Below are 22,926 nucleotides of genomic sequence, written 5' to 3' on the forward strand. Positions count from 1 at the left end.
GGTTTATCGGTTTCATCGGGGGTTCGCGCCTTTCACCGGAGCAGGTAGGGCATGTTGACCGTGACGGCTCCGGTGGGACAGCGGGCCGCGCAGGGGCCGCAGTACCAGCACTCGTCGACGTGCATGTAGGCCTTGCCGTTGGTCTCGTCGATGGCGAGGGAGTCCAGCGGGCACATGTCCACACAGAGGGTGCAGCCGTCGATGCACTTCGACTCGTCGATGGTCACGGGCACGTCGGCCCGCTGGGGCGCCAAGGTCATGGCTGTCTCCAGAAAAGTCCCGAGAAATTCTGAGAAATCCCGAGCGGCAGTGAACCGGTGAGGCGTTGCCGAACGATGAAGGGGTGAGAGCGGAAAAGAGGGCAGCGAAGAGCGCGGAAGCCAGGGCGGAAGCGAGGCCGGAGGCGAGGGCAGAGGTGAGCGTGAAGACGGGGCCGAGGGGGAGGCCGGTGGGAGTCGTCAGAGGGAGCGGTGCAGCAGGCCGCTCATCGAGATGCGGTCGCCGCGGAAGCGGATGAACTCCAGGTCCACCGGGCGTCCGTCGGCGAGGTGGGTGAGGCGTTCCAGCATCAGCACGGCCGCGCCGCGCGGTGCCTCCAGCACGACGGCGGAGTGGGCGTCCGCGGTCACCGCCTCGAGGGTGATCTCGGCGTGGCCGAGGCGCTGCCCGGTGACGGCCTCCAGGAGCCGGAAGACGTCGGTGTTCTCCAGGTCGGCGCCGAGCAAGGCGGTGCCGAGGTCGAGCGGGATGTAGGTCAGGTCCAGTGAGAGGGGGATGCCACCCAGCCGGCGCAGCCGTTCGATGTAGAGGACGTCGGTGCCGGGTGGGACGTGGAGACGGTCGGCCACTGGGGTGGGTGCGGCCACGGGGCCCATCGTGCGGACCTCGTTGGTGACGTGGCCGTGCTCGTGCAGGGTCTCCGCGAGGCCCATCAGGCGGTCCAGACCGTGCGGGTACTTCTGCGCCACGACGACCGTGCCCACGCCCGGCAGGCGTTCCACCAGGCCCTCGGCCCGGAGGAGGTCCAGTGCCTCGCGGACGGTGTTGCGCGAGGCTCGGTAGTCGGTGGCGAGGGCCGACTCGTGGGGCAGCGCGCCGGCCGGGAATGCGCCGGTGAGCAGCTGACGGCGCAGGAGGTCGGCGAGCTGACGGGCCTGGTCCGCGCGCAGCCGGCGGCGTGCTCGGTGGGCGGCGACGGTGGTCGCGCCCTGGCCGGCGTGCTCTCGGATGCGATCGGTGGGTGGCATGTTTCGAACCATAGCGAGTCGGTAGGAAAACCGGTGTTGCCAGAGTGTTGCGCCACCTACCGGAACGTCAGATGAGGCGTTGACCTGGGGAAACCAGCGGTTCTTGAGCAAGATCTGCCAGTTCAGGACAACGCTGTGAGCCCCGGGGCGAAGGTGATCAGCAGCGGCAGCAGGGGGACCAGCGCGGCCACGGTCGACGTCAGCGCCCGGTGTCTGCGGAGCAGGCGTGGGGGCGGCGCGAGCAGGCGGTCGACGCGCTCGCCCAGGAGACGGTGACTGGAGGCGCAGGACAGGACGCCCCGGTGTTGGTTCAGCTCGATCAGGGCCAGCGCCGTGGTCAGGTGACCGCAGCGGCGCGACGCGGTGTCGTCGGCGGCGAGTTCGACCAGGCGGTGGGTCTGGTCGCAGAAATGGGAGAAGAGCGGAATGCGGGGGAATCCGGTGGCAAGGGCGGTCGAGAGGTGGAGCAGCCAGTCGTGGTGGGCGCGGGCATGGCCACGCTCGTGGGTGAGGACGGCGTCCAGCTGGTGGGAGGTCAGGCGGTGCAGGGCACCGGTGGTCACGATCAACTGGGGTGGGTTGCCGGGCATCCACCAGGCGTCGGGATACTCGTCCTCCAGCACGAGCAGCGGGCCCCGGGCGGACGGGAGGCCCGCCGGCAGGTCGGGGGCGCGTTCCCGCAGGTGGGCCCTGGCCTGGCCGCGGCGCCGGCGCGCGTCGACGAGTTCGCGGGCCAGCATTGCGGTGGTCCAGCCGGCCCCGCAAGCCAGCAGCAGGGTCAGGGTCGCGGCCCACAGCGGGGCGGCGGAGAGGTCGTACGCCTCGGTGACAGCGCGCGGCGCGGGTGCGAAGACCTGCGCGCGGACGGTGTGGAAGACGGCCGCGGCACCGAGCGTCAGGGCGGTCAAACAGCACAGCAGGACGGTGGCGACCAGGCACTGCCACACCCACAGCGCGACCACGGGCTCCCGCTCCGGCCAGGCGGAGCGGGTCAGCGCACGCGGGGCCGGGACGGCGGCCGTCAGGGCGACGACGCTCAGCAGGAGCAGGCAGACGGTCATGCCATGGGCTCCGGATCCTGGTCGGGAAAATCCTGGTCGGGAAAGGACTGTGTGCCACATGGGTCACGTGGGCCACATGCGCCGCATGCGCGCGGGGTGCGTGTCGCGTACCCGCTTGCTTGCGGCCTGCCGTGGGCGGCGGGCTCGGCAGGAGGACCGTGCCCGCCGCCAGTATGACGGGGGTTGCTCCGGGAGTCAGCCCACGACGACGCTCCGATTCAGCCCCGGCAGCCCTGCCGGGTTTCCCGCCCGGCTCCCGGCCGAGTTCCGCTCGCCGTCTCCTGTCGCGTCTCCCGTCGTGTCACCTGGCGGTCACGCGCCCGCTCACCTCGCCCAGGCCCACCCGAGCGCCGCCCGGGCCGGGGGCCCACGCCGACAGGGTCACCAGGTCGCCGTCCTCCAGGAAGGTCCTCTTCCCGTCGGGGAGCTCCAGCGGGTCACGGCCGTTCCAGGTCAGTTCCAGGAGGGAGCCCAGTTCGCCGGGGTTCGGTCCGCTCACCGTGCCCGAGCCGTACAGGTCGCCGGTGCGCAGCGAGGCTCCGTTGACCGTGAGGTGGGCGAGTTGCTGCGCGGCCGTCCAGTACATGCTGGAGAAGGGCGGCTCGGAGACGACGTGACCGTTGAGCGCGATGGAGATGCGCAGGTCGTAGCCGGCGGGTTCGGCGGCCGCGTCGTCCAGGTAGGGGAGCAGGGGGTGGGTCCGCTCCGGGGGCGTCACCCGCGCGTTCTCCAGGGCGTCGAGCGGGGTGATCCAGGCCGAGACCGACGTGGCGAACGACTTGGCGAGGAACGGGCCGAGGGGCACGTACTCCCAGGCCTGGATGTCACGGGCCGACCAGTCGTTGAGCAGGCACAGTCCGAAGACGTGGTCGCGGAAGTCGGCCAGCGCGACCGGCGCGCCCTGGCGCGAGGGCACGCCGACGACGAAGCCGACCTCGGCCTCGATGTCGAGCCGCACGGACGGGCCGAAGACGGGGACCGGGTCGGTCGCCGCCTTGCGCTGGCCCGACGGGCGGACGACGTCCGTGCCGGAGACGACGACCGTGCCGGCCCGGCCGTGGTAGCCGATCGGCAGGTGCTTCCAGTTGGGCAGGAGCGTGTCCCCGGCGTCCGGGCGGAAGATCGCGCCCGCGTTCCGGGCGTGATGCTCGGAGGAGTAGAAGTCGACGTAGTCGGCGACCTCGAAGGGGAGGTGCAGGGTCACCGAGGAGAGAGGGCGGAAGAAGGGCTCGACGGTGGGCCGGTGGGCCGGGTCCGTCACCCACTCCGTCAGGTCGCCGCGCACCTGCGACCAGACCGTGCGGCCCGCCGCCAGGAGCGGGTTGAGGGTCGGCGCCGTGAGCAGCCCGGCGTGGGGCGAGCCGAGCGCGCGGGCTGCCGCGCCCACGTCCAGGACATGGTCGCCGAGCCGGACGCCGACGGTCCGCTCCGCGGAGCCCGGGAGGGAGAAGACGCCGTAGGGGAGATTGTGCGGACCGAAGGGATCACCCTCGGGAAGGTCGAAGGGGGGCATCGGGTACTGCCTCTCTTTCGTGCGCTCTCTGAAGCTCGCCAGGTCGTGCTCGCCGGACGCCGAACGGATGTCGCGCGGGTGCGCCGAGCCGCGCCACAGGTTACGGCTGACCTGGTGGGAGTGACATGGGCGCAGGACCGGCGAGGCGATTCGGCCCGCGGCGCTCCACGTTCGCCCGCTCGCCCGGGGCCGGCCACGGGCCGGGTCGCATTCTTGACGGAGCGGTGCGAAAGGGGAGACTCTGGGCGGGCGCTGGAAGGCCTCGGGGAGGGGGCCTTCCTCGGGCACAACTGGGGGGCGGATGGCCATAGGGGAGGCCGGCCTCGGGTCGGCGCGGCGTGGCTCACGGCCGAAGCGGCTGGAAGCAGTCATGCGGCTGGAAGCAGCCATGCGCGACAGACTCGGCCGGGAATGCGTGTACGTGCCGTCGTGCAGATTCGGGCTCTTCGTGGCCTTGCGCCACTGGTGCCCGCCCGGCGGACGCGTGTTGATGTCGCCGGTCAACGACGACGTCATCTTCTTCGTCGTGCTCGCGGCCGGACTGCGGCCCGTGCAGGCGCCGTTGAACCCGCTGGACGCGTCGATCGACGTCGATGCGGTGCCCGACGAGGTCTGGGGCTCGCTGTCCGGCGTGCTCACGACGAATCTGTACGGCAATCCGGACGACACGCCGCGCCTGCGGGAGAAGTGCGACGCGCTGGGCATCCCGTTGTTCGAGGACGGGGCGCACGCGATCGGCAGCGAGGTGGGTGGCCGCCCGGTCGGGGCCTGGGGCGACGCCTCCGTCTTCAGCCTGTCCAAGCATGTCGGCGCCAAGGCCGGGGGCTTCCTGGCCTGTGCCGACCCGGGGCTGCGCGAGGCCCTGGAGAAGACCTGCGAGGACCTGCTGCTGCCGGGGCGGTTCACGGCGGAACTCGCCTACACCGTCCGGCCGTACGCGGAGGCGACCGTGCGGGGGCTTCGGCTGCGGCGGGCCGCCTGGGCCACGATGCGACTGCTCGGGCTGATGGAACGGGACGGGATCCGGATGCCGCTGCGGCCGGCCGAGCTGACCGCGGCAGTCGAGGCCGCGCCGGACCTCGCCGCGCACGATGCGTGGATCCGCGTCGACATGCACGACTACCGGCTGCGTTCAGGACCGCTGAGAGCGGGCCGCATCGCCCGCAGGCTCGACCGGCTGGACGAGGTGCTGGCCGCCTGCCGGGCGGGCACGGAACTGCTGTCGTCCGCACCGTGGGCACAGCCCGGCCCACCCCGTGCCGATCGCGTCCAACCCCTGTTCCGGGTGCCCCTGTTCGTCGCCGACCGGGATGCCGCGAGGGCGGCGCTCGCACGGCGGGGCATCGTCGTCGGGTATCTCTATGACCCGCCCCTGGACGACTACGCCGGTCCCGCCTTCACCGACCCCTCGCCCGATCCCGCCGGCGCCCGCTGGTTCGCCCGGCACGCGCTGCCCGTGGATCCGCTGCGGGCAAGACAGGTCGTCGAGGTGCTCCAGGAATCCGGTATACGGCCGGCCGAGGCGCCGGGAGGGCTGGAGCCGACCCGTGGCTGAGACACAGGCCGAGATCCAGGCGCCCGAGCCGTCGGCGCCGGCCGCCGGAAAGGAGACGACCGGCCCGACGTCGGCCGACGCCGGCCGCGGCTCCGACTCGCTGTTCCGCAACGCCTACTTCCTGATGCTCAGCACGGGCGTCTCCGCCGTGCTGGGCCTGGGCTTCTGGCTGGTGGCCGCGCGCTACTACTCCGAGGAGGCGGTCGGCCAGGGCTCGGCCGCGATCGCGGCGATGCGGCTGCTCGCCAGCATCACGGCGACGACGATGATCGGGGCCGTCGTCCGTTTCGTGCCGCGGGCCGGCCGGGCCACCGGCTCGCTGGTGTGGCGGGCCTACGCGGTCAGTTCGGTGGTCGTCGCCGTCGCCGCGTTCGTCTTCCTGCTGACTCTCGATCTGTGGGGGGCGACGTACGCGCCGCTCGGCACGGCGGCCGCCGGGGCGACGTTCGTCGTCGCGTGCGTGGCATGGGCGCTGCTCACGCTGCAGGACGGGGTGCTCACCGGGCTGCGCAGATCGGGGTGGGTGCCCGTCGGCAACGCGGTGTTCTCGATCGGCAAGCTGATCCTGCTGATCTTCTTCGCGACCGCGCTGCCGGTGCTCGGCATCTTCGTGTCGTGGGCCGTCGCGATCGCGTTCTCGACGCTGCCGCTGGGCTGGTTGATCTTCCGTCGGCTGATTCCGCGCCAGGCCGCCGCCGACCGCGAGCTGGAACCTCCGCAACTGCGCGAGATGGGCCGCTTCCTGGCCGGGGACTCGCTGGGCGCGCTGTTCAGCCTCGCGATGATCAACCTGCTGCCGGTGATGGTCGCCGTGCGCTTCAGCGCGGCGGAGAACGGCTACTTCTACGTGGCGTACACCGTCGGCGGCACGATGGAGTTCATGGCCATCAACATGGCCTCCTCGCTCACCGCGCACGCCTCGCACGACCCGCGCCATCTCGCCGACGGGGTGCGGGGGGCGCTGCGCCGGATGACGTTGCTGCTGGTGCCGGTGGTGCTGGTGCTGGTGCTGTTCGCCCCGCAGATCCTGCTGCCGTTCAACGAGGACTACGCGGAACACGGCACCACCGTCCTGAGACTGCTGGCGGCGGGGGCGCTGCCCCGGGTCGTCGTCGAGCTCTACATCGGGGTGCTGCGCGTGCAGGGCCGGACCGGGATGCTCGCCGCGCTCCAGGGCGCCATGTGCACGCTGGTGCTGGGCAGCGCGGCCGTGCTGTTCGCGCCGACCGGGATCGCGGGCGCGGGCTGGGCGGTGCTGCTCAGCATGACCCTGATCGCCGTCGTGTCCGCCTTCGGTCTGCGCTCGGCGCTGCGCCGGACCGACCGTCTGCCCGCCGGCCGGTCCGACGTCGCCCCGGCCTACGGCACCCGCTGGGCGCGGCTGAACGCCACCGCCGGGTATGGCACGGCCGGTTACGGCACGAACTGGGCCCGCCGGGCGGCATACGAGCGTGAGGGCATCGACGAGGACACGGTCACGCTGTTCATAGGACGGCCGGGGTACGAACGCGAGGCGCTCCAGGCGGACACCCTGGCGCTGATCGTGCGCCCGCCGCACGGATCCGGGGCGGAGGAGGAGAGCAAGGGGCAGGCCGCGCTGATCGGGGAAGGTGCGGTGGACCGAGACGCGTCGGCCGAGGCCCGGGTCGCGGCTCCGGCCGGGAGACCAGCCAGGACCCCGACCAGGACATCGGCCAGGGAGCGGTGGACGGCGGGCGTCCTGTGGGGGCTGCTCGCCGTGGCCACCGGCGTCTACTGGGCGGCGCTGCGCGATCTGCCGTGGTTCGACGGCCCGTCCGCGGACGTACTGACCGGGCGTCAACTGCTGGCGGCGCTGCCGCTCGCGGGGCTCGTCGCGGGGGGCCTGCTGCTGGTGGTGTTCGTCGGCTCGGTGACGCTGCGGTCCGCGCGCGGCGCGTGGCTGCCGGGGACGGCGCTGGGCTCGGCCCTGCTCGCCCTGTACGCCGTACCCGTCGCGTTCGGCTGGGAACCGACGCCGGTGGGTGGGACGTTGTACACGCAGACGGCCCGTCTCCTCGCGGACGGGGTGGGGCTGGACGGGCCCGAGCCGCTGCTGCGCTGGGCACCGCCGGTCGCGCAGCTGCTGTCCCTCATACCGCTGTGGCTGCTCCTCACGCGCGTGGGCAGGCGTTTGACGTGGCCGGGGCGCTGGGGGGTCCTCTATCTCCTCGCGCTGGGCGGCTGGGTGTGGCGGCAGGAGCTTGCGCCGATCGCCGTGCCCGTGTTCGTCGTCCTGGTCCTTGCGGCAGTGGTCGCGGCGGTCGTCGCATCGCTTTCCGCCCGAGCCCGTGCGAAGGCGGCCGCAGCCGACCGGGCGCGGAGCGCTACCGCCAGGAGAGCTGCCGCCGCCGCTGCCGCTGCTGCTGACGGAAAAGCCGCCGACGGGAACGGCAGCGGGAGCAGGAAGGAGACCGCGGAAGAGCTGCCGACGCGACGGCTGTCGGCAGGACGGCCGCCGACGTGACGCGCCTCAAGCGGGCTATGGCTGTTGTCAGCGGGAGGGGATCGGCTGGTGGAAGTAGCCGTTCTTGCCCGCTTCGCGGTAGCCCTCAAGCCCCGGGCCCTTGTTGACGGTCAGGTCGCACGCGGCGCGCTCGGAGGTCGGCTGGTTCCAGTGCACCAGCGCCTTCACCTCGGGGAGCTTCTTCACGGCGGCGGGGATCTGGGTGTACCAGTCGCGCTGGCGCTGCGGGGCGTCGGCGTCCGGCGCGGTGGCGAACTCCGCGAGCATCACGGGCTTTTCGTCGCTGATGTTCGCGCGCAGCCACTCGTAGCTGGGCTGTTGACTGCGCAGGAAGTCCTTCCAGTCGGTGGTGCCGTGGCACTGGTAGTAGTTGTACTGGTCCATGGCGATCCAGTCGACGTACTCGTCGCCGGGGTAGAGCGCCTTCATGTCGGCCGCGCTGCCGAGGTAGCCGGAGACGGTCCACACCCAGACGACGTTGTCGGCGCCCAGTTCACGGAACCGGTCGCGCACATGGCGGTAGGCCGCGACGAATTCCGCCGGGGTGCCGGCGCCCTCCTTGATGCGGGCGTCGGTCTCCTGGTCGAAGGAGAGGAAGATCCGTTTGCCGTAGGCCTTGATGCGTTGGATCTGCGGATCCAGGACCTTCTTGTCGAGCTTCCCGGAGGCGATGTTCTTCCAGCCGAGTTGGGTCTCGGTCCAGTTCTCGTGGTGCGGCTCGGTCCAGACGGTGGATTCCCAGGCGAGCATCAGCAGCCGGTCCTCGCCGAGTTCCTGTTCCTCGGGGGTGAGCAGTTCCCCGTCGAGCTTGGTGCCCGACATGTCGTGGTAGTTGTAGACGAGGTCGAGCTTGCGGCCGATCCTCTTCTCGAAGCCGAGCACGGCGTCCTTGAGCGAGCCGTTCTCGGCGTACGGCACGGCGGCGCCCCACCAGGCGCCGCAGGGCGGGATCAGCGCGTCGGTGGGGGCGCAGGGACCGGTGGGCAGCTCGCCCGAGGCGGCGTTGTCGGGCAGGGCGTCCGCGTTCGTCTCCGGATCCTGGGGCCGGCTGGCCCAGATGCCGAGCCCGGCGATCAGCGCGGCCACCGCCACCAGCACCACGGCCGTGTAGCCGCGCCTCGCGCCTCCCATCTCCCGCACCTCCCTCACCTCGCTGTCTCCCACCTCGTATAAGTCGGACGGCTGCTGGCGTGGTCCGCGCTGCCGGTGCCGGCCCGTCATATGTCACTACCGCCGGACGGCCGGCGCCTGACCTTGGCCCGTTCGACCGCGCCGCGCCGGGCGGCAGGCAGCGGCAGCCCCGGCAGGGCCGCGGTGATCGTGGTGAAACCGGCGAGCGAGACGAGGAAAGCGGTCATCGAGAAGCCCTGCACCAGGAACAGCGAGGTGGCGGTCAGCACGCCGAGCGAGAGGCTGACGGGCGCGGCGAGCGCGATGGCCTCCAGCCGGGCGCCCGAGGCCAGTCCGCCGGGCTGTGGATACAGCGCCGCGCAGCCCGGGCCGAACAGGATGAACAGCAGGACCGGGATCCAGCGCAGCGGAGAGGGGCCGGGAACGGCGGTGGCGGCCAGCGCGAGCCAGCCGGAGAGCGCGACGAGGACCCTGAGGTGAGTCGAGGTGACCCTTCTGCCCATGGCGCCCCTTGTGCCCGTGGCATCTCTTGCGCCCCCTGCGCTTCCTGCGCCCGCGTTCCCTTCGGCGCTGTCGAGGCTGTCGGTGTCCGCGGAGTTCGTGGTCGTCACTTCGATCACCTGGGGATCAGTCATCGGGGTCGGTCACGGAGTGGCTGGGCGGTACTCCAGGACGACGCCGTACGGATGGCTCTCGATGGTCCGGAAGAGCGGCGAGACGGACAGCTTCCATCGCAGCGTCTCGAAGCCGCCGGGCGGCAGCAGACCCTCTCCGGCGGTGTAGATGTCCTGGGTGCGGGTGAGGACGACATACGCCTTCTCGCCCGGCGGGATCCCTTCGGCGAGGTAGGCGGCCGGATCCTCCAGCATCTTCTCGTTCTCCGGCAGCGCCTGTTCGGCGAAGAACCAGTGATCGAGTCGGTCGTAGCGGTGGAGGGCCTGCGGGAAGGAACCGCTGGTGGCGAGGATCAGCGAGCCGTCCGGTGCGTCGTCCAGGGTCTTGGTGACCAGCGCGGTCTCCTCGGGCGGCGTGTAGAACATCTTCTCCTTGCCGTAGTACGACGGCAGGAAGCCGGCCAGCAGCACCAGCAGGACGGCAGGCAGGGCGACGGCCGCGACCTTGCGCCGCAGCGCCCTCGCCCGGCTGCGGCGGGTCCCCGCGACGGCCGGCACCAGCGCGGCCGCGGCGAAGAAGGCACCACCGGGCAGGGCGAACAGATAGACGCGGAAGAGCATCTCGCCGCCGTAGTCGTTGACGGCGAACAGCGGCACCGGGGCGACGGAGACCAGCAGTAGCGGCAGCGCGCTGCGGGTCAGCCGGCGTCGCAGCACCACGGCGGCCCCGGCGAGGACGGCGACGGCGAGCACCATCGCCACGTTGGCGGTGCCCGCGAGTTCGGGGCCGGGGCCGGTGAGCTGCCCCGCGTAGCCCGCGCGGGAGTTCTCCGTCAGCTCGCCGATCGACTTCTTGATGGTGGAGAGCGTCTCGACGAACAGCGGCCGCCCCATGGTCAGGTCCCAGGTGAGCATCAGCAGCGCGGTGACGACCAGCAGCCCGTAGTTGCGGTAGCGGCGGGTGAAGCTGAGCGCGAGCAGCGAGATCGTGAGCATCACCGGCGTGAGCTGGTGCGTGGCGTTGATGGCGGCGATCAGCGGGGCCAGGATCACCACGCACACCGCGCGCTGCCTGGGCCCCGTGGGCGGTGGGACGGGGGCGGCCACCGGGTCGAGGTAGGTGCGGTCCCGCAGCCGTCCGGCGGAGCCCGGCCGCACGAAGTGCCGCAGCACCACTGCGAGGACCGTCAGATGGAGCAGGTAGGCGAGCGCCTGCGGGGCGAAGTAGTCCTGGCCCACCCAGTTGGCGAGCTGGAAGATCCAGACGGCGGTCCAGATCAGCCGCCAGTCCTCGCAGAAGGTGCGGTAGATCAGGACCAGCACCGGCATCATCAGCAGGCCGACGACGATCGGCGCCCAGTTGGCGTAGGCGGCGGCGCTCTGCACGCCGAAGGCCCGCACCAGGCCCGCGTTGAGGGTGAAGAACCCCGGCCACTGGTCGTAGGCGGACATGTTGCCCGAGAGCGACGCGCCGGGCCGCAGTTCGCCGTTGGCGAGCAGCGTGTTGACGATCGCGTCGTGCTTGGAGGCCCACGGGTAGCGCACCGCGTCGTAAAGCACCGCCGGGGGCGCCTTGAGCGCGAACAGCAGCGCGGCGCAGTGCGCGGCCGGCCACCAGGGCGCGGTGCCCGCCCGCCGCAGACTCAGGACGAAGCCCGCCGTGAGGACCAGCAGCGAGAGGTAGTAGGCGGCCGGGAGACGGTCCAGCAGACCGTAGTCGCCCATCTCCCGGAAGCCGACGCGGGGCAGCGCGTACACCCAGAGCCCGGTGGCGAGCAGCAGGGTCAGCGGGGCCGCGACCGGCGGACGGCGCGGGATCCGCCACCTCCGCCGCGAGCCGTGGTCGTTGCGGTCGTCGCGGCCGTCACGTTCGTCGCGTTCGGCCGGGGACGGACCGCCCGGTCCGGTGGAGAGCTCGGGGGTGGGCAGCTCGCTGCTCTCGGTGCTCGGTACAGGCACGTGTGATGGCACGTCGAGGCTCCCCTCCCTCGCATTAACTATAGGAATTTTCTCTTCTTTTCACATCAAAATCGTCGAACCCTGCTCAACCTGCGAACATCGGCCCCCGCGCGACGGCGCGGGCGCGGCGGTACCACCGCCAGCCGACCGTCTTCGGCCCGTCGCGATACGGGGCGACCCGGGCGCCGGAGCCGGCCAGCCAGCCCTCGACGTCGGCGAGGGTGTGGCCGCGGCGCACGATGAGCCGGGCGATGCGGTAGAGCTCGTCGCGGTCCGAACTGAGCGCGTGCCGCACGGCGGTGGCCGTCTCGTAGCCCGCGGCGGCTGCCATGCGCCGCACCCGGCCGCTGTTGTAGCCGTGCGGGTAGGCGAGATGGCGGACGGGGTGGCCGAGGGCGTCCTCCAGCACCGAGCGCGACGCCCGCAGCTCGTGCGTGAGCGCCCGGGACGCGAGCGTGTCCAACTGCGCGTGCGTGACGGTGTGGCTGCCGACCTCCATGCCGTACTGCTCCAGCCGCGCGGCCTGCGCCAGCGTCATCATCGGGGCGGGCGGCAGCAGGCTGCGCCCGCCCGGGGCGATGGCGCCGGTCGTGAGATAGGCGGTGGCGGAGAGCCCCCGACCCGCCAGCGCCTCGGCGGTCGCGCCGGGCAGGTCGGCGAAGCCGTCGTCGAAGGTGAGCAGCACCGGCCGGGGCGGCAGCGGCGCCCGCCCGGCGAGGTGGTCGGCGAGCGCGGTGATCGTGACGGGTGTACGTCCGCTGTCGACGACGGCGTCCAGATGCGCGCCGAACTGCTTCGGGCTGACGGTGAACTCGGCGATCCAGCCAGGCGGATCCTCCATCACGGCGTGATACAGCAACACGGGGATACTGCCGCCGACCCCGCCGACCCCGCCTGCACCCCCCTTCGCGCTGCCCGCGCCTCCCGCGCGGCCCCTGCCGCCCCCGCGGCCCGCGTCAGCTCTGTGCGCGCCCCCCGTCATCGCGCGGCACCGCTCGATCGGGCAGCGCCCCGCAGCGCGAGCCGGGCCCGTAGGTAGCCCAGCGGGCCGTAGAGCATGCCGCGCCGTTGGAGTCGGGACAGCCGTCCGGGCCAGGCGTGCGTCCGGTCGTCGTGGCCGCCGGGCGCGCCCCCCGAGGCACCCTCCACGCCCCCCGAGGCACGTTCCACGCCTCCCGACACACCCTCCACGCCCCCGGACGCACCTTTCACGCCTCCCGACACACCCTCCACGCCCCCGGACGCACCTTCCACGCCTCCCGGCGCACCCTCCACCCGCTCCGACCCGCCCCCCGCCTCCCGGCTTGCCGTCAGTGTGCGGGCGTGTGCCAGGCCGCGGGGCAGCCGGGCCAGGAAGGCGGGCAGCAGGCCGGGGCGGTTGACGAGGATCGCCGTGAGGTAGGCGGTGAGGCCGGCGCCGTACCCGTACGCCTGGGTCTCCAGGTCCCGCCAGGTCTCCCGGTGGTGGTGCCAGACCAGGGCCTGCGGCGTGTAGTGCAGCCGGTGGCCCGCGGCCAGGACGCGGACGAACCCGTAGAGGTCGTCGCCGCCACGCGCGCGCGTGCCGGCGCCCGTCGCCGGGTCGAAGCCACCGACCGCCCGCAGCACCTCCGTACGGAAGGCCATGCTGGCGCCGGAGCCGAAGCGGCCCGCGGTGAAGGGGAACAGCGGCTCGTCGGCGGGCGGGTCGTGCGGGTCGTAGGTGCGTGCCGTGAACCCCTTGGCGAAGCCGCCGTGGCTCTCCAGGAGGACCTGGGCGGGGGTGCGCAGCCGGGCCGGCAGGATCAGGCCGGTGGTGCAGCCGAGCCCGGGATCGGCGACGAAGGGCGCGGTGAGCTCGGTGAGCCAGCGCGGGTCCGCGACGACGTCGTCGTCCGTGAAGGCGATCACCTCGCCGTGCGCGGCCTCGACGCCCTTGTTGTGCGCGACGGCGAGACCGGGCACCGGCTCGGCCACGTACCGCACGCGCTCGGCGTACTTGTGTTCGATCAGCTCCCGGGTGGAGTCCGTGACGGGCGCGTTGTCGACGACGAGGATCTCGAAGTCGGGGTGGTCCTGGGCGAGGAGCGAGTCGAGCGCGTGGGCGAGCTTCTCGGTGCGTTCGCGCGTGGCGACGACGACGGTCGTGGACGGCACGAGCGTCGGCACCGACGTGGGTATCGGCACCGACGTGGGTATCGGCATCGGCCCCGGTACCGGCGCGGGCGGATCCGCGGGCCCCGGCACCGCCGCGGCCACTGCGCGAGCGGCGAGATCCATGAGCACGGCCTTCGGGTCGGCGCCCTCCGAGACGTGCCCGAGAAGCGTCCCGACCGGCCGTCCGCCCCTCCTGACCAGCACGAACACCTCGCCGTGCGTGAGGGGCGGGCTGCCCGGGCCGGGTTTGAGCACGCCCCCGTCGTCCAGTTCGAGCTCGGCGATCTGCACCGGCCGGATGTCGAGGAACTTCTCTATCTCCTGCCGCACGACCGCGTGCGGCACACCTCTTGCGCGGAACACGAGCCCCCCTGGTTCCATGATCGTCACGACCGGCGCAGCCGGCCCGCGCTCTTCAAGGTCCGTGCGGCCGTCGCGGCGAGCCTCGGCCGGTTGCGCACGAAGTGGTGCGCGCGGCGGGACGGTTCACGGCTGAGCCAGTAGAGCGCGGCGCCCACCCCCGGACGCGTCCACGCTCCCTCGAACACGGGTATCTCCCCGGTCTTCAGCGAGTCCTTGTACTCGGCCGCGCCGCGCCCCAGGTCGAGCAGGCCGATCCCCTCCGCGGCGGCCGACTCGGCCATCCGCAGATGCAGCACGAGACCGGGCGAGAACTTCGCGAACTCCGGGTCGTACGACGGGAACCAGCAGGCCAGGACCGTCGACGAACGCAGTCCGAAGTGCGCGGCCACGGGCCGCTCACCCGCGTAGAGGACGGACAGCGTGCCGGCGCACTCCGGCGCGCGCGTCTCGGCCAGCACGTCCACGAGCCGGGTGATCCACTCCTGGGCGAACCGGTCCCGGCGGCCGGTCCTGCGGTACTGCGCGGACTTCCACGCCATGAGCGTGCGCAGCGCGGCCGGGTCGCGTTCGTCGAACACGAACCGCAGCTCCCCGACCTGCCGGCCGAGCTTGCGCTCCTTGGCGAGGGTCGTCTTCAGGAACTTCGGCGACTGCGCGCGCAGTACGGACTCATAGGTCTCGTAACCCTTTTCGACGTCGATGACATAGGCGGCGTACTCCGCCGCCGCGTGCGGCAGGAACAGCCCCTGCTCCGCCTCCAGGTTGTCGAAGGCGAAGCTCGTCAGGGAGCACGCCCGCATCAGTTCGGCGGCGTTCAGTCCGAGGCCCGGGGCCAGCACCGCGCCCTGGGCGTCCGAGACGCCGTACGCGAGGGTCTGGCCCTGGCCGAGCCTGCCCCGCTCGTGGGGCAGGAAGCCGACCGGCTCGCGCCCCTCGTACACCACCGCCACACGTGCGCGTGGCCGCACCAGGCCCACGGCGTCGGTGAACTCCGGTTCCATGAAGGGGTTTCGCGGCAGCGTCGACGCGGCACGCAGCGCGCGCCACCGCTCCCTCTCCCCCTCGCCGAGGTCCTGCGGCCTCAGCACACGAATGCGCCCACTGCTCAACCTGACCCCCCGATCAAGTCCCCCCTGGACACCTGGACGGTACCGCTCCACCCGGGCGTCGCGGTAGGTAGCGTCCCATGTTGTTGCCAACCGGTGCAGAGGCCTTTAACCGTCCGCTACCTGGCAACGTGGCAGAAAGCCGTTTCTTTTAAAGGGGAGTTGGCAGAACACGACAGGACCTGGCCGTCGTTCGGTTTGCGTCGAACCCGAGGGGCGCGGGATCCGTATTCTCTGATCATGGCCGCACCCATCGCATCTCCCGCGCGCTCCGCGTACCCCGCGTACTCCCTGATCGCCACCGACCTGGACGGAACGCTGCTCCGCGGCGACGACACCTTCTCCGACCGGTCGCTCGACGCGCTCGCGCGGGTGGCGGCCGCCGGCGCACGCCACCTGGTGGTGACGGGACGGCCCGCGCCCCGGGTGCGGCCGCTGCTCGACCGCCTCCACAGCAGGGGGCTCGCGGTGTGCGGACAGGGCGCGCAGTTGTACGACGCCGGCGCGGACCGGCTGCTGTGGTCGGTCACCCTGGACCGGGAGCTGGCGGAGACCGCGCTCGGCAAGATCGAGGCGGAGGTCGGGCAGCTGTACGCGGCCGTCGACCAGGACGGCGTCGACGGACTGACGCTCATCGAGCCGGGCTACCGGATGCCGCACCCGACGCTGCCCGCCCTGCGCGTCGGCCGCCGCGACGACCTGTGGTGCGAGCCGATCAGCAAGGTGCTGCTGCGCCATCCCACCCTGTCCGACGACGAGTTGGCGGCGACGGCCCGCTCGGTGGTCGGCTCGCTCGCCACCGTCACGATGTCGGGGCCGGGCACGGTAGAGCTGCAGCCCTGCGGGATCACGAAGGCCACGGGCCTGGCCCTGGCCGCCGAACACCTCGGTCTGCGTCCCGAGGACACGGTCGCGTTCGGGGACATGCCCAACGACATCCCGATGTTCGACTGGGCCGCGCACGGTGTGGCCATGGCCAACGCCCACCCCGAGCTCCAGGCCGTGGCCGACGAGGTGACGACGTCGAACGAGGACGACGGCGTGGCCGTCGTCCTCGAACGAATGTTCCCGTAAGTCGGGGTGCCGCTATGCGACCGCAGGTGAACGGTGCTGTCAGTACGCGCCGAACACGTTGTCGATCGAGCCGTAGCGCGCGGCCGCGTAGTTGCAGGCGGCGGTGATGTTGGCGACCGGGTCGTAGGAGTTCCACGACGTGCCCGGGACGTGGTAGGCGCGGAAGGTCGGGTCGATGACCTGGAGCAGCCCCTTGGACGGGATGCCCGCGGCCGCGTTGGAGTCCCAGAGGTTGATGGCGTTGGGGTTGCCGGAGGACTCGCGGATGACGTTGCGGTAGATGCCGTTGTACGTGCCCGGGATGTCGTGCTGCGCCATGACGTGGAGCGAGGCGCGGATCCAGCCGTCGAGGTTGTTGGCGTAGCCGAGGCTGGAGGCGGTGGTGACGGTCGGCGTCGCCGCGGAGGCGGTGGTGGAGCCGATGATCGGGAGGGCGAGCACGGCCGCGCCGGTGGCGGCGACGGCGAGCGTGCGGGCGAGACGGGTACGGCGGGCGCGGCGCGGCTGAGCGGCAGCGGACATGACGAATTTCCTCTCCGGCGCCTGCGAGGTGAGCTGTCGGGTTCGGGCGGGAGTTGCCCGGCCGCGTCCTGACGGACGCGACTTCACCCCAAGCCGTACCGATGTGTCCAGAACATCCTGAAAATCCAAGACGTCCTGAATTGCGGTTCGGCGGCCTACCTGGTTCCCCCGCTCCTGCCGTGCGGTTCTCGATGGATGTAACGGGCGGCGGCAGGATTCGGCGTCCGCCCGACAGGCCGGGAACGTATGCGAGAGCACATGTCCGAAACAAGTAGCGAATTCATAGATCACCCCTATTGACCTTGATCTGTGGCCTATGGGGCGCTTGATCCTTTGTGGGTGCAAAGCCTCAACTTGCTTGAGGGGTGCGGGGAACGGCGCATGGCGCGCGGGGGTCGCCCCGGCGTCGGGTCGGCGTCGAGAGTGAGCCAACTCACCGGCAATCACAAGACTGGCGAATCGGGCATTAATCCCAAGTCATAGTTAAAGGAGCAGCAAAGGGGCGGGCTTGAAATCCGCCGCACTTTGCTCCTTTGTGTTCCTGTCTGTCCATTTTGTCGCTCACGAACTCCAGCGGTCCGGCGACACAAGTGGCGCGGGAGCGGGTGTGGGGGTGGGCGCGCGAGGGTGGGTGCGGGGGTGCGGGCCGGGCGCGGCGGGCGCGGCGGGCGCGGCGGGCGTGGCGGGAAACGGTCGTGGGGCGCCCCTGGATCACCCGACGGACATGAATCACTACTACCTGGTAACTCGATAGGTGTTCGTTCATATGGGCTGATCAGAAACATAACGGGCCGGATCCGGCGTCGGCCGGCCCGGCGGGACGCCTCTCCGGCGGGCCCATTCGAGCCTGCGGGACGTGGGGGCTATCGGTGATCGAAACGTGACCGGATACGCTGACTTGAGTGATGGCAGCGACCTATCGACAAACCGCGTAATCGCCAGTAGACACCACCAGACAGGAGACCCCTCGTGACCGTCGTCGGGCCGTTCGGGCTGAGCGTGCGGGACCAGGCTCTGGAAGCCGATGTCCAGGCCGGATTGGCGGCTGTCGAGGAAGGCTTGCTCGAGGCCACCAAGAGTGAGGTCCCGTTCATCACGGAGGCCGCCCAGCACCTCGTACGGGCGGGCGGGAAGCGGTTCCGGCCGCTGCTCGTGGTGCTCGCCTCGCAGTTCGGGGACCCGTACGCGCCGGGGATCGTGCCGTCGGCCGTGGTCGTCGAGCTCACCCATCTGGCCACGCTGTACCACGACGACGTGATGGACGAGGCCGAGGTGCGGCGCGGGGTGTCCAGCGCGAACGCCCGCTGGGGGAACTCCGTCGCCGTCCTCACGGGTGACTTCCTCTTCGCGCGCGCCTCCCACATCCTGGCCGACCTCGGGCCGGAGGCCGTCCGGGTGCAGGCGGAGGCGTTCGAGCGGCTGGTCACCGGACAGATCCTGGAGACGGCCGGGCCCACGGACGGGCGCGACCCGGTCGAGCACTACCTCGACGTGCTCGGCGGCAAGACGGGCTCGCTGGTCGCGGTCGCCTGCCGCTTCGGGGCGATGATGTCGGGCGCCGACGAGACGGTCGTCGACGTGCTGACGCAGTACGGCGAGCGGCTGGGCGTCGCCTTCCAGCTGGCGGACGACGTCCTGGACATCGCCTCCGACTCGCACGAGTCGGGAAAGACGCCCGGGACGGACCTTCGCGAGGGCGTTCCCACGCTGCCGGTGCTGCGGCTGCGGGAGCGGGCGGCGCGGTTGTCGCTGCCCGAGGACATCGCGCTGTGCGAGCTGCTGGACTCCGACCTGAGCGACGACGCCCGGCTCGCCGAGGCCCTGGAGGCGCTCCGGGCCCACCCGGCGCTGGAGCAGGCCCGCCGGGACACGGTGCGCTACGCGAAGGACGCGCGGGCCGCGCTGGCGCCGCTGCGGGAGTGCGACTCGAAGGCGGCGCTGATGGAACTCTGCGACGCCGTGGTCCACCGAGCCGGCTGACCCCCACCCTTCCCGGTTGCCGACCCCGCCCTCCCCCCGGCCAACCCTGCCCTCCACCCTGCCGACCCCTACGGGGCAGGCGTGGTCTCGGCGGGGTTGTGTCATACCGGAGGTGTACGTGGAGTTGAGTCCTCGGGTTGACGCTTCCGGCGCGTGGATTTGGTCAGATGGGAACCACGGAAATCACCACTCCTCACCGATTCGGGTGAGAATGGCGGCTCGGGGTGGGGAACTTCAGCGCGAGATGACCAGCCGCCGCCGACGACGGAGGTAAGGCACACATGGCACCGAAGGCATCCGACGACACCACGACCGGCAGGGACGCGACGGGTGGGGACGCGACCGCTGGGGACGCCGACGAGCTGCGCCTCGGCCGGCGCAAGGCAGTGCGGTACGTCGTCCCGGTCACCGTGATCGGTGTCGCGGCGGCGACGATCGGACTGGTCCCGGCGCTCGCCGACTCCGGCGACCCCGACCTGCCGAAGATCACCGCACAACAGCTCCTCGACAAGATCGCCGCCTCGGACGTACAGCAGCTGTCCGGGACGGTGAAGATCAGCACGGATCTCGGGCTGCCCGACCTCGGCGGGCTGGAGAGCGGTCTTCTCTCCGGCCTCGCGGAGCAGGGCGGTGACGGATCGTCCGCCGATCCGTCCGCCAAGCTCACCGAGCTCGCCTCCGGCACGCACACCCTGCGCGTCGCCGCCGACGGCCCGGACAAGCAGAAGGTCTCGCTGCTGGAGAACGCCGCCGAATACAGCCTCATCCACAACGGCAAGGACGTGTGGGGGTACGACAGCGGCTCCAACGAGGTCTACCACGCCAACGTCGACGAGAGCTCCGGCGAGGCCGAGACCCCCGTTCCCACCACGCCCAAGGACCTCACCGAGGACGCCCTGAAGGCGGTCGACGACACGACGTCCGTCACGGTCGACGGCACCGTCCACGTCGCCGGCCGCGACGCGTACAAGCTGCTGGTCAAGCCGAAGCAGTCCGGTTCCACGGTCGGCGCCGTCAGCGTGGCCGTGGACGCGAAGACGGGCCTGCCGCTGAAGTTCACGCTGACCCCGGCGAGCGGCGGCGCGGCCGTCGTGGACGCGGGCTTCACCCAGATCAGCTTCGCCAAGCCCGCCGCTTACACCTTCGACTTCACCGTCCCCAAGGGCGCGAAGGTCACCGAGGCCGACGAGGCCGGCGGCTGGGACGAAGGCGGCGCGGCGGAGCCGGCCCCCGGGCACTCCGGCAAGCCCGACGACCTCGGCAAGCACCTCGGGGACGACCCCGGGAAGGACCTTGGGAAGGACCTTGGGGACGACCTCGGTTCGGATCTCGAGTCGGATCTCGGCGGCGCCGACGGTCCCACCGTCATCGGCGAGGGCTGGACCTCCATCACCACCTTCGACACCGGCGGCGAGGGCGTGCCCTCGGGCTCCGAGGCCGGCGGCGACTTCGGCGGCTTCCTCGACTCCTTCGGCGACAAGGTGACCGGCAAGTTCGGTTCCGGAACCGTCTACTCCACCCGCCTGATCAACGCCCTGATGACGGACGACGGAAAGGTCTACGTCGGCGCGGTCACCAAGGACGCCCTGGTGAACGCGGCGAACGCGGCGAAGTAGAAGGGCGTGAAGGAGTCCGTGGACAGCGACGGCGACGGCGTGAGCGTGGGTGTGGGTGACGCCGTCATCCACACCCGCGCCCTCACCAAGCGCTACCGCGGCGGCCAGCTCGCGGTGGACGGCCTCGACCTGACCGTCCCCGCCGGCAGCGTCTTCGGCTTCCTCGGTCCCAACGGCTCCGGCAAGACCACCACCATCCGCATGCTGATGGGCCTCATCGAGCCCACGGCCGGCTCGGCCCGCGTCCTGGGGCAACCCATGCCGCGGGCCGCGCGCACGGTGCTGCCGCACGTCGGGGCCCTCATCGAGGGCCCCGCCCTGTACGGCTTCCTCTCCGGCCGCGACAACCTGCTCCGCTACGACGCCGCCGACCCGACCGCCGACCCGCGCACCCGGCGGGCGCGCGTCACGGCGACGCTGGAGCGGGTCGGGCTGACGGCCGCCGCCGGCAAGAAGGCGAAGGCGTACTCGCTCGGCATGAAACAGCGTCTGGGCCTCGCCGCCGCCCTCCTCCAGCCCCGCCGACTGCTCGTCCTCGACGAGCCGACCAACGGCCTCGATCCCCAGGGGATGCGCGAAATCCGCTCGCTGATCCGGGAGCTGGCCGCGGAAGGCACGACCGTCTTCCTCTCCTCCCACCTGCTCGACGAGATCGAGCAGGTGTGCACCCACGCGGCGGTGATGGCGCAGGGCCGGCTGATCGTCCAGGGACCGGTGGCGGACCTCGCGGCGGGGACACGCGGCCGGCTGGTCGTGACGACCCCGGACCCCGCGGACGCGGCCCGGGTGCTGAAGGAGCAGGGCGTGAGCGACGTCGTCGTCGGCGAGGATCTCGTGAGCGCGGAGGCTCCGCCGCCGGACCGCGATCTCGCCGACCTGAACACCGCGTTGGTGACGGCGGGCGTCCGCGTCCGCGGCTTCGCCGTGGAACGGGCCTCCCTGGAGGACGCGTTCGTGGCACTCACGGGGGAGGGCTTCGATGTCGCAGGCTGAAACGGCTGAAACGGCTGAAACGGCGCCCCAGACCCAGAGCCAGTCCCAGACGCGGACCTGGACCTGGACCTGGACCTTCGGAATCCTCCGCAACGAACTGCTGACCACCTTCAGACGCTGGCGCACGCTCGCGCTGCTGGGCGTGCTGGCGGCGGTGCCGATCCTGATCGGGATCGCGGTGAAGATCGAGACGAGCGACGGCTCGTCCGCCGGGCCCGGTGGCGGCGGCGGAGGAGGCGGGGGCGGCGGGGGACCGGCGTTCATCTCACAGGTCACCAACAACGGCCTGTTCCTGGTCTTCACCGCGCTGGCCGTGACGCTGCCGTTCTTCCTGCCGATGGCGATCGGCGTCGTCGCGGGCGACTCCATCGCCGGAGAGGCGAACGCGGGGACGCTCCGCTACCTCCTCGTCGCCCCCGCCGGCCGCACCCGCCTCCTGCTGGCCAAGTACACGACCGTCATGACCTTCTGTCTGGCGGCCACACTCGTGGTCGCGCTGTCGGCCCTGACGGTCGGCGCGTTGCTCTTCCCGCTGGGCGATCTGACGACGATCTCCGGCACCCGGATCGGCTTCGCCGACGGACTCCTCCGGGCGCTGCTGATCGCCCTGGTCGTCGCCGCGTCCCTGATGGGCGTGGCGGCGCTCGGCCTCTTCGTCTCCACGCTCACGACCAGCGGCATCGCGGCGATGGCCACGACGGTGGGTCTGCTGATCACGGTCCAGATCCTCGACCAGATCCCCCAGCTCGACGCGCTCCAGCCGTACTTCTTCTCGCACTACTGGCTGTCCTTCGCCGACCTCATGCGCGAGCCGGTCTACTGGGACGACCTGCAGAAGAACCTCGGCCTCCAGGCCCTCTACGCGGCCGTCTTCGGCTCGGCGGCCTGGGCGCGCTTCACGACGAAGGACGTCACGACCTGACCGCGGGTCTCACTCGGTCTCGTACAGGAAGCGGGCCGTCGGCGGCTCCTGGGCGAAGAACGTCTTCGCGCGCGACAGCGCCTCCGTGTCCCTGAGGACGTCGCCGGGCTTGCTGCCGTTGCCCAGCAGCACCCCGCCGAACCGCATCCTCAGGTACGCGGCCGAATTGTTGAGCGTGCCGACGAGCGGGTCGGCGACCACCGGCTGGTCGTCCGCGAGCACGGTGACGCCCCAGAGGGTGCGCCCGGCGAGCGTCGCCTTGAAGTCGACGCCGGGCGTGCGCAGCCAGCCCGACCAGTGGTCCAGGTAGCGCTTGGTCTGCGCGGAGACCGAGTACCAGTACAGCGGGGAGACGATCACGATGTCCGTCGCGGCGAGCGTGGCGTCGAGCAGCAGCGCCGTGCTGCCCTCGGTGGGGCGGACGTGGTCGCTGTCGTGCCGCAGGTCGGCGAAGTCGGGCAACGGGTGTGCGGCCAGGCTGATCCACGTCTGGTCGACGTCGGAGGGCAGCTGCTCGGCGGCCTTGCGGGCCAGTGACTCGGTGTTGCCGTCCGGCCGGCTGCTGCCCAGCACGAACAGGAAGCTGCGGTGCGTCGTCATGATCCGATCCCCCAGGTAGTCGGCGTACGACGATAGTATGCCTCTGCAT

General features: G+C 71.6%; 19 protein-coding genes and 1 riboswitch. Of the genes, 7 read left to right on the forward strand and 12 right to left on the reverse strand.

Features of this window, described 5'->3' with window-relative positions:
* Nucleotides 1-32 precede the first annotated feature (32 nt).
* From ACWCPF_RS00655 to fahA, 4 genes are all read right to left on the reverse strand, one after another.
* Nucleotides 33-260 (reverse strand): 4Fe-4S dicluster domain-containing protein, encoded by a 228-nt coding sequence (locus tag ACWCPF_RS00655; RefSeq protein ID WP_351904079.1) that lies wholly within the window; start codon nt 258-260, stop codon nt 33-35.
* A gap of 198 nt (nt 261-458) precedes the next feature.
* The gene (locus ACWCPF_RS00660; protein ID WP_451042786.1) at nt 459-1,247 is read right to left on the reverse strand and encodes a GntR family transcriptional regulator; all 789 of its coding nucleotides are present in this window, start codon (nt 1,245-1,247) and stop codon (nt 459-461) included.
* A gap of 122 nt (nt 1,248-1,369) precedes the next feature.
* Entirely contained in the window at nt 1,370-2,308 is a 939-nt protein-coding gene (locus ACWCPF_RS00665; protein WP_451042787.1) for a M56 family metallopeptidase, read from the reverse strand.
* 301 nt (nt 2,309-2,609) lie between these two features.
* The gene (fahA, locus tag ACWCPF_RS00670) at nt 2,610-3,821 is read right to left on the reverse strand and encodes a fumarylacetoacetase (protein ID WP_451042788.1); all 1,212 of its coding nucleotides are present in this window, start codon (nt 3,819-3,821) and stop codon (nt 2,610-2,612) included.
* 301 nt (nt 3,822-4,122) lie between these two features.
* Between fahA and ACWCPF_RS00675 the strand changes: the two genes are divergently transcribed.
* Nucleotides 4,123-5,376, forward strand: coding sequence for a DegT/DnrJ/EryC1/StrS family aminotransferase (locus ACWCPF_RS00675; protein WP_451042789.1), 1,254 nt, complete (start codon nt 4,123-4,125; stop codon nt 5,374-5,376).
* Complete coding sequence (locus ACWCPF_RS00680; protein ID WP_451042790.1) at nt 5,369-7,861, forward strand: lipopolysaccharide biosynthesis protein; 2,493 nt, start codon at nt 5,369-5,371, stop codon at nt 7,859-7,861. The genes ACWCPF_RS00675 and ACWCPF_RS00680 overlap by 8 nt, the downstream gene beginning before the upstream one ends.
* A gap of 27 nt (nt 7,862-7,888) precedes the next feature.
* Here ACWCPF_RS00680 and ACWCPF_RS00685 read toward each other — a convergent pair whose 3' ends face one another.
* The 6 genes from ACWCPF_RS00685 to ACWCPF_RS00710 all read right to left on the reverse strand — a co-directional run bounded on the left by ACWCPF_RS00685 (nt 7,889) and on the right by ACWCPF_RS00710 (nt 15,152).
* Nucleotides 7,889-8,992: a glycoside hydrolase family 26 protein gene (locus ACWCPF_RS00685; RefSeq protein WP_451042791.1), complete on the reverse strand. Its 1,104-nt coding sequence runs from the start codon at nt 8,990-8,992 to the stop codon at nt 7,889-7,891.
* A gap of 86 nt (nt 8,993-9,078) precedes the next feature.
* Nucleotides 9,079-9,495: a hypothetical protein gene (locus ACWCPF_RS00690; RefSeq protein ID WP_451042792.1), complete on the reverse strand. Its 417-nt coding sequence runs from the start codon at nt 9,493-9,495 to the stop codon at nt 9,079-9,081.
* A gap of 141 nt (nt 9,496-9,636) precedes the next feature.
* Nucleotides 9,637-11,577 (reverse strand): hypothetical protein, encoded by a 1,941-nt coding sequence (locus ACWCPF_RS00695; protein ID WP_451042793.1) that lies wholly within the window; start codon nt 11,575-11,577, stop codon nt 9,637-9,639.
* 73 nt (nt 11,578-11,650) lie between these two features.
* Entirely contained in the window at nt 11,651-12,406 is a 756-nt protein-coding gene (locus tag ACWCPF_RS00700; RefSeq protein WP_451042794.1) for a polysaccharide deacetylase family protein, read from the reverse strand.
* A 137-nt stretch (nt 12,407-12,543) separates the two neighbouring features.
* The gene (locus tag ACWCPF_RS00705; RefSeq protein WP_451042795.1) at nt 12,544-14,082 is read right to left on the reverse strand and encodes a glycosyltransferase; all 1,539 of its coding nucleotides are present in this window, start codon (nt 14,080-14,082) and stop codon (nt 12,544-12,546) included.
* Nucleotides 14,083-14,087: 5 nt separating this feature from the next.
* Nucleotides 14,088-15,152, reverse strand: a complete 1,065-nt coding sequence (locus ACWCPF_RS00710) for a GNAT family N-acetyltransferase (protein ID WP_451042796.1) — start codon at nt 15,150-15,152, stop codon at nt 14,088-14,090.
* Nucleotides 15,153-15,410: 258 nt separating this feature from the next.
* Here ACWCPF_RS00710 and ACWCPF_RS00715 point away from each other — a divergent pair, with 258 nt between their 5' ends.
* Nucleotides 15,411-16,244: an HAD family hydrolase gene (locus ACWCPF_RS00715; protein WP_451042797.1), complete on the forward strand. Its 834-nt coding sequence runs from the start codon at nt 15,411-15,413 to the stop codon at nt 16,242-16,244.
* A gap of 39 nt (nt 16,245-16,283) precedes the next feature.
* On the opposite strand, the gene ACWCPF_RS00720 is transcribed toward ACWCPF_RS00715, so the two are convergent.
* Nucleotides 16,284-16,766, reverse strand: coding sequence for a transglycosylase SLT domain-containing protein (locus tag ACWCPF_RS00720; protein ID WP_451042798.1), 483 nt, complete (start codon nt 16,764-16,766; stop codon nt 16,284-16,286).
* 3 nt (nt 16,767-16,769) lie between these two features.
* Nucleotides 16,770-16,983, reverse strand: a riboswitch (cyclic di-AMP (ydaO/yuaA leader).
* A gap of 752 nt (nt 16,984-17,735) precedes the next feature.
* Between ACWCPF_RS00720 and ACWCPF_RS00725 the strand changes: the two genes are divergently transcribed.
* The 4 genes from ACWCPF_RS00725 (at nt 17,736) to ACWCPF_RS00740 (ending at nt 22,277) form a co-directional block, all read left to right on the forward strand.
* Nucleotides 17,736-18,746 (forward strand): polyprenyl synthetase family protein, encoded by a 1,011-nt coding sequence (locus tag ACWCPF_RS00725; protein WP_451042799.1) that lies wholly within the window; start codon nt 17,736-17,738, stop codon nt 18,744-18,746.
* A gap of 281 nt (nt 18,747-19,027) precedes the next feature.
* On the forward strand, nt 19,028-20,362 hold the full coding sequence (locus ACWCPF_RS00730; protein WP_451042800.1) for a LolA family protein: 1,335 nt from the start codon (nt 19,028-19,030) through the stop codon (nt 20,360-20,362).
* A gap of 6 nt (nt 20,363-20,368) precedes the next feature.
* Nucleotides 20,369-21,355 (forward strand): ABC transporter ATP-binding protein, encoded by a 987-nt coding sequence (locus ACWCPF_RS00735; protein WP_451042801.1) that lies wholly within the window; start codon nt 20,369-20,371, stop codon nt 21,353-21,355.
* Entirely contained in the window at nt 21,342-22,277 is a 936-nt protein-coding gene (locus ACWCPF_RS00740; RefSeq protein ID WP_451042802.1) for an ABC transporter permease, read from the forward strand. Before ACWCPF_RS00735 ends, ACWCPF_RS00740 begins: the two co-directional genes overlap by 14 nt.
* 9 nt (nt 22,278-22,286) lie before the next feature.
* On the opposite strand, the gene ACWCPF_RS00745 is transcribed toward ACWCPF_RS00740, so the two are convergent.
* On the reverse strand, nt 22,287-22,877 hold the full coding sequence (locus ACWCPF_RS00745) for a flavodoxin family protein (RefSeq protein ID WP_451042803.1): 591 nt from the start codon (nt 22,875-22,877) through the stop codon (nt 22,287-22,289).
* Nucleotides 22,878-22,926 lie beyond the last annotated feature (49 nt).

It is taken from the genome of Streptomyces sp. NPDC001858 (genome assembly GCF_053594615.1).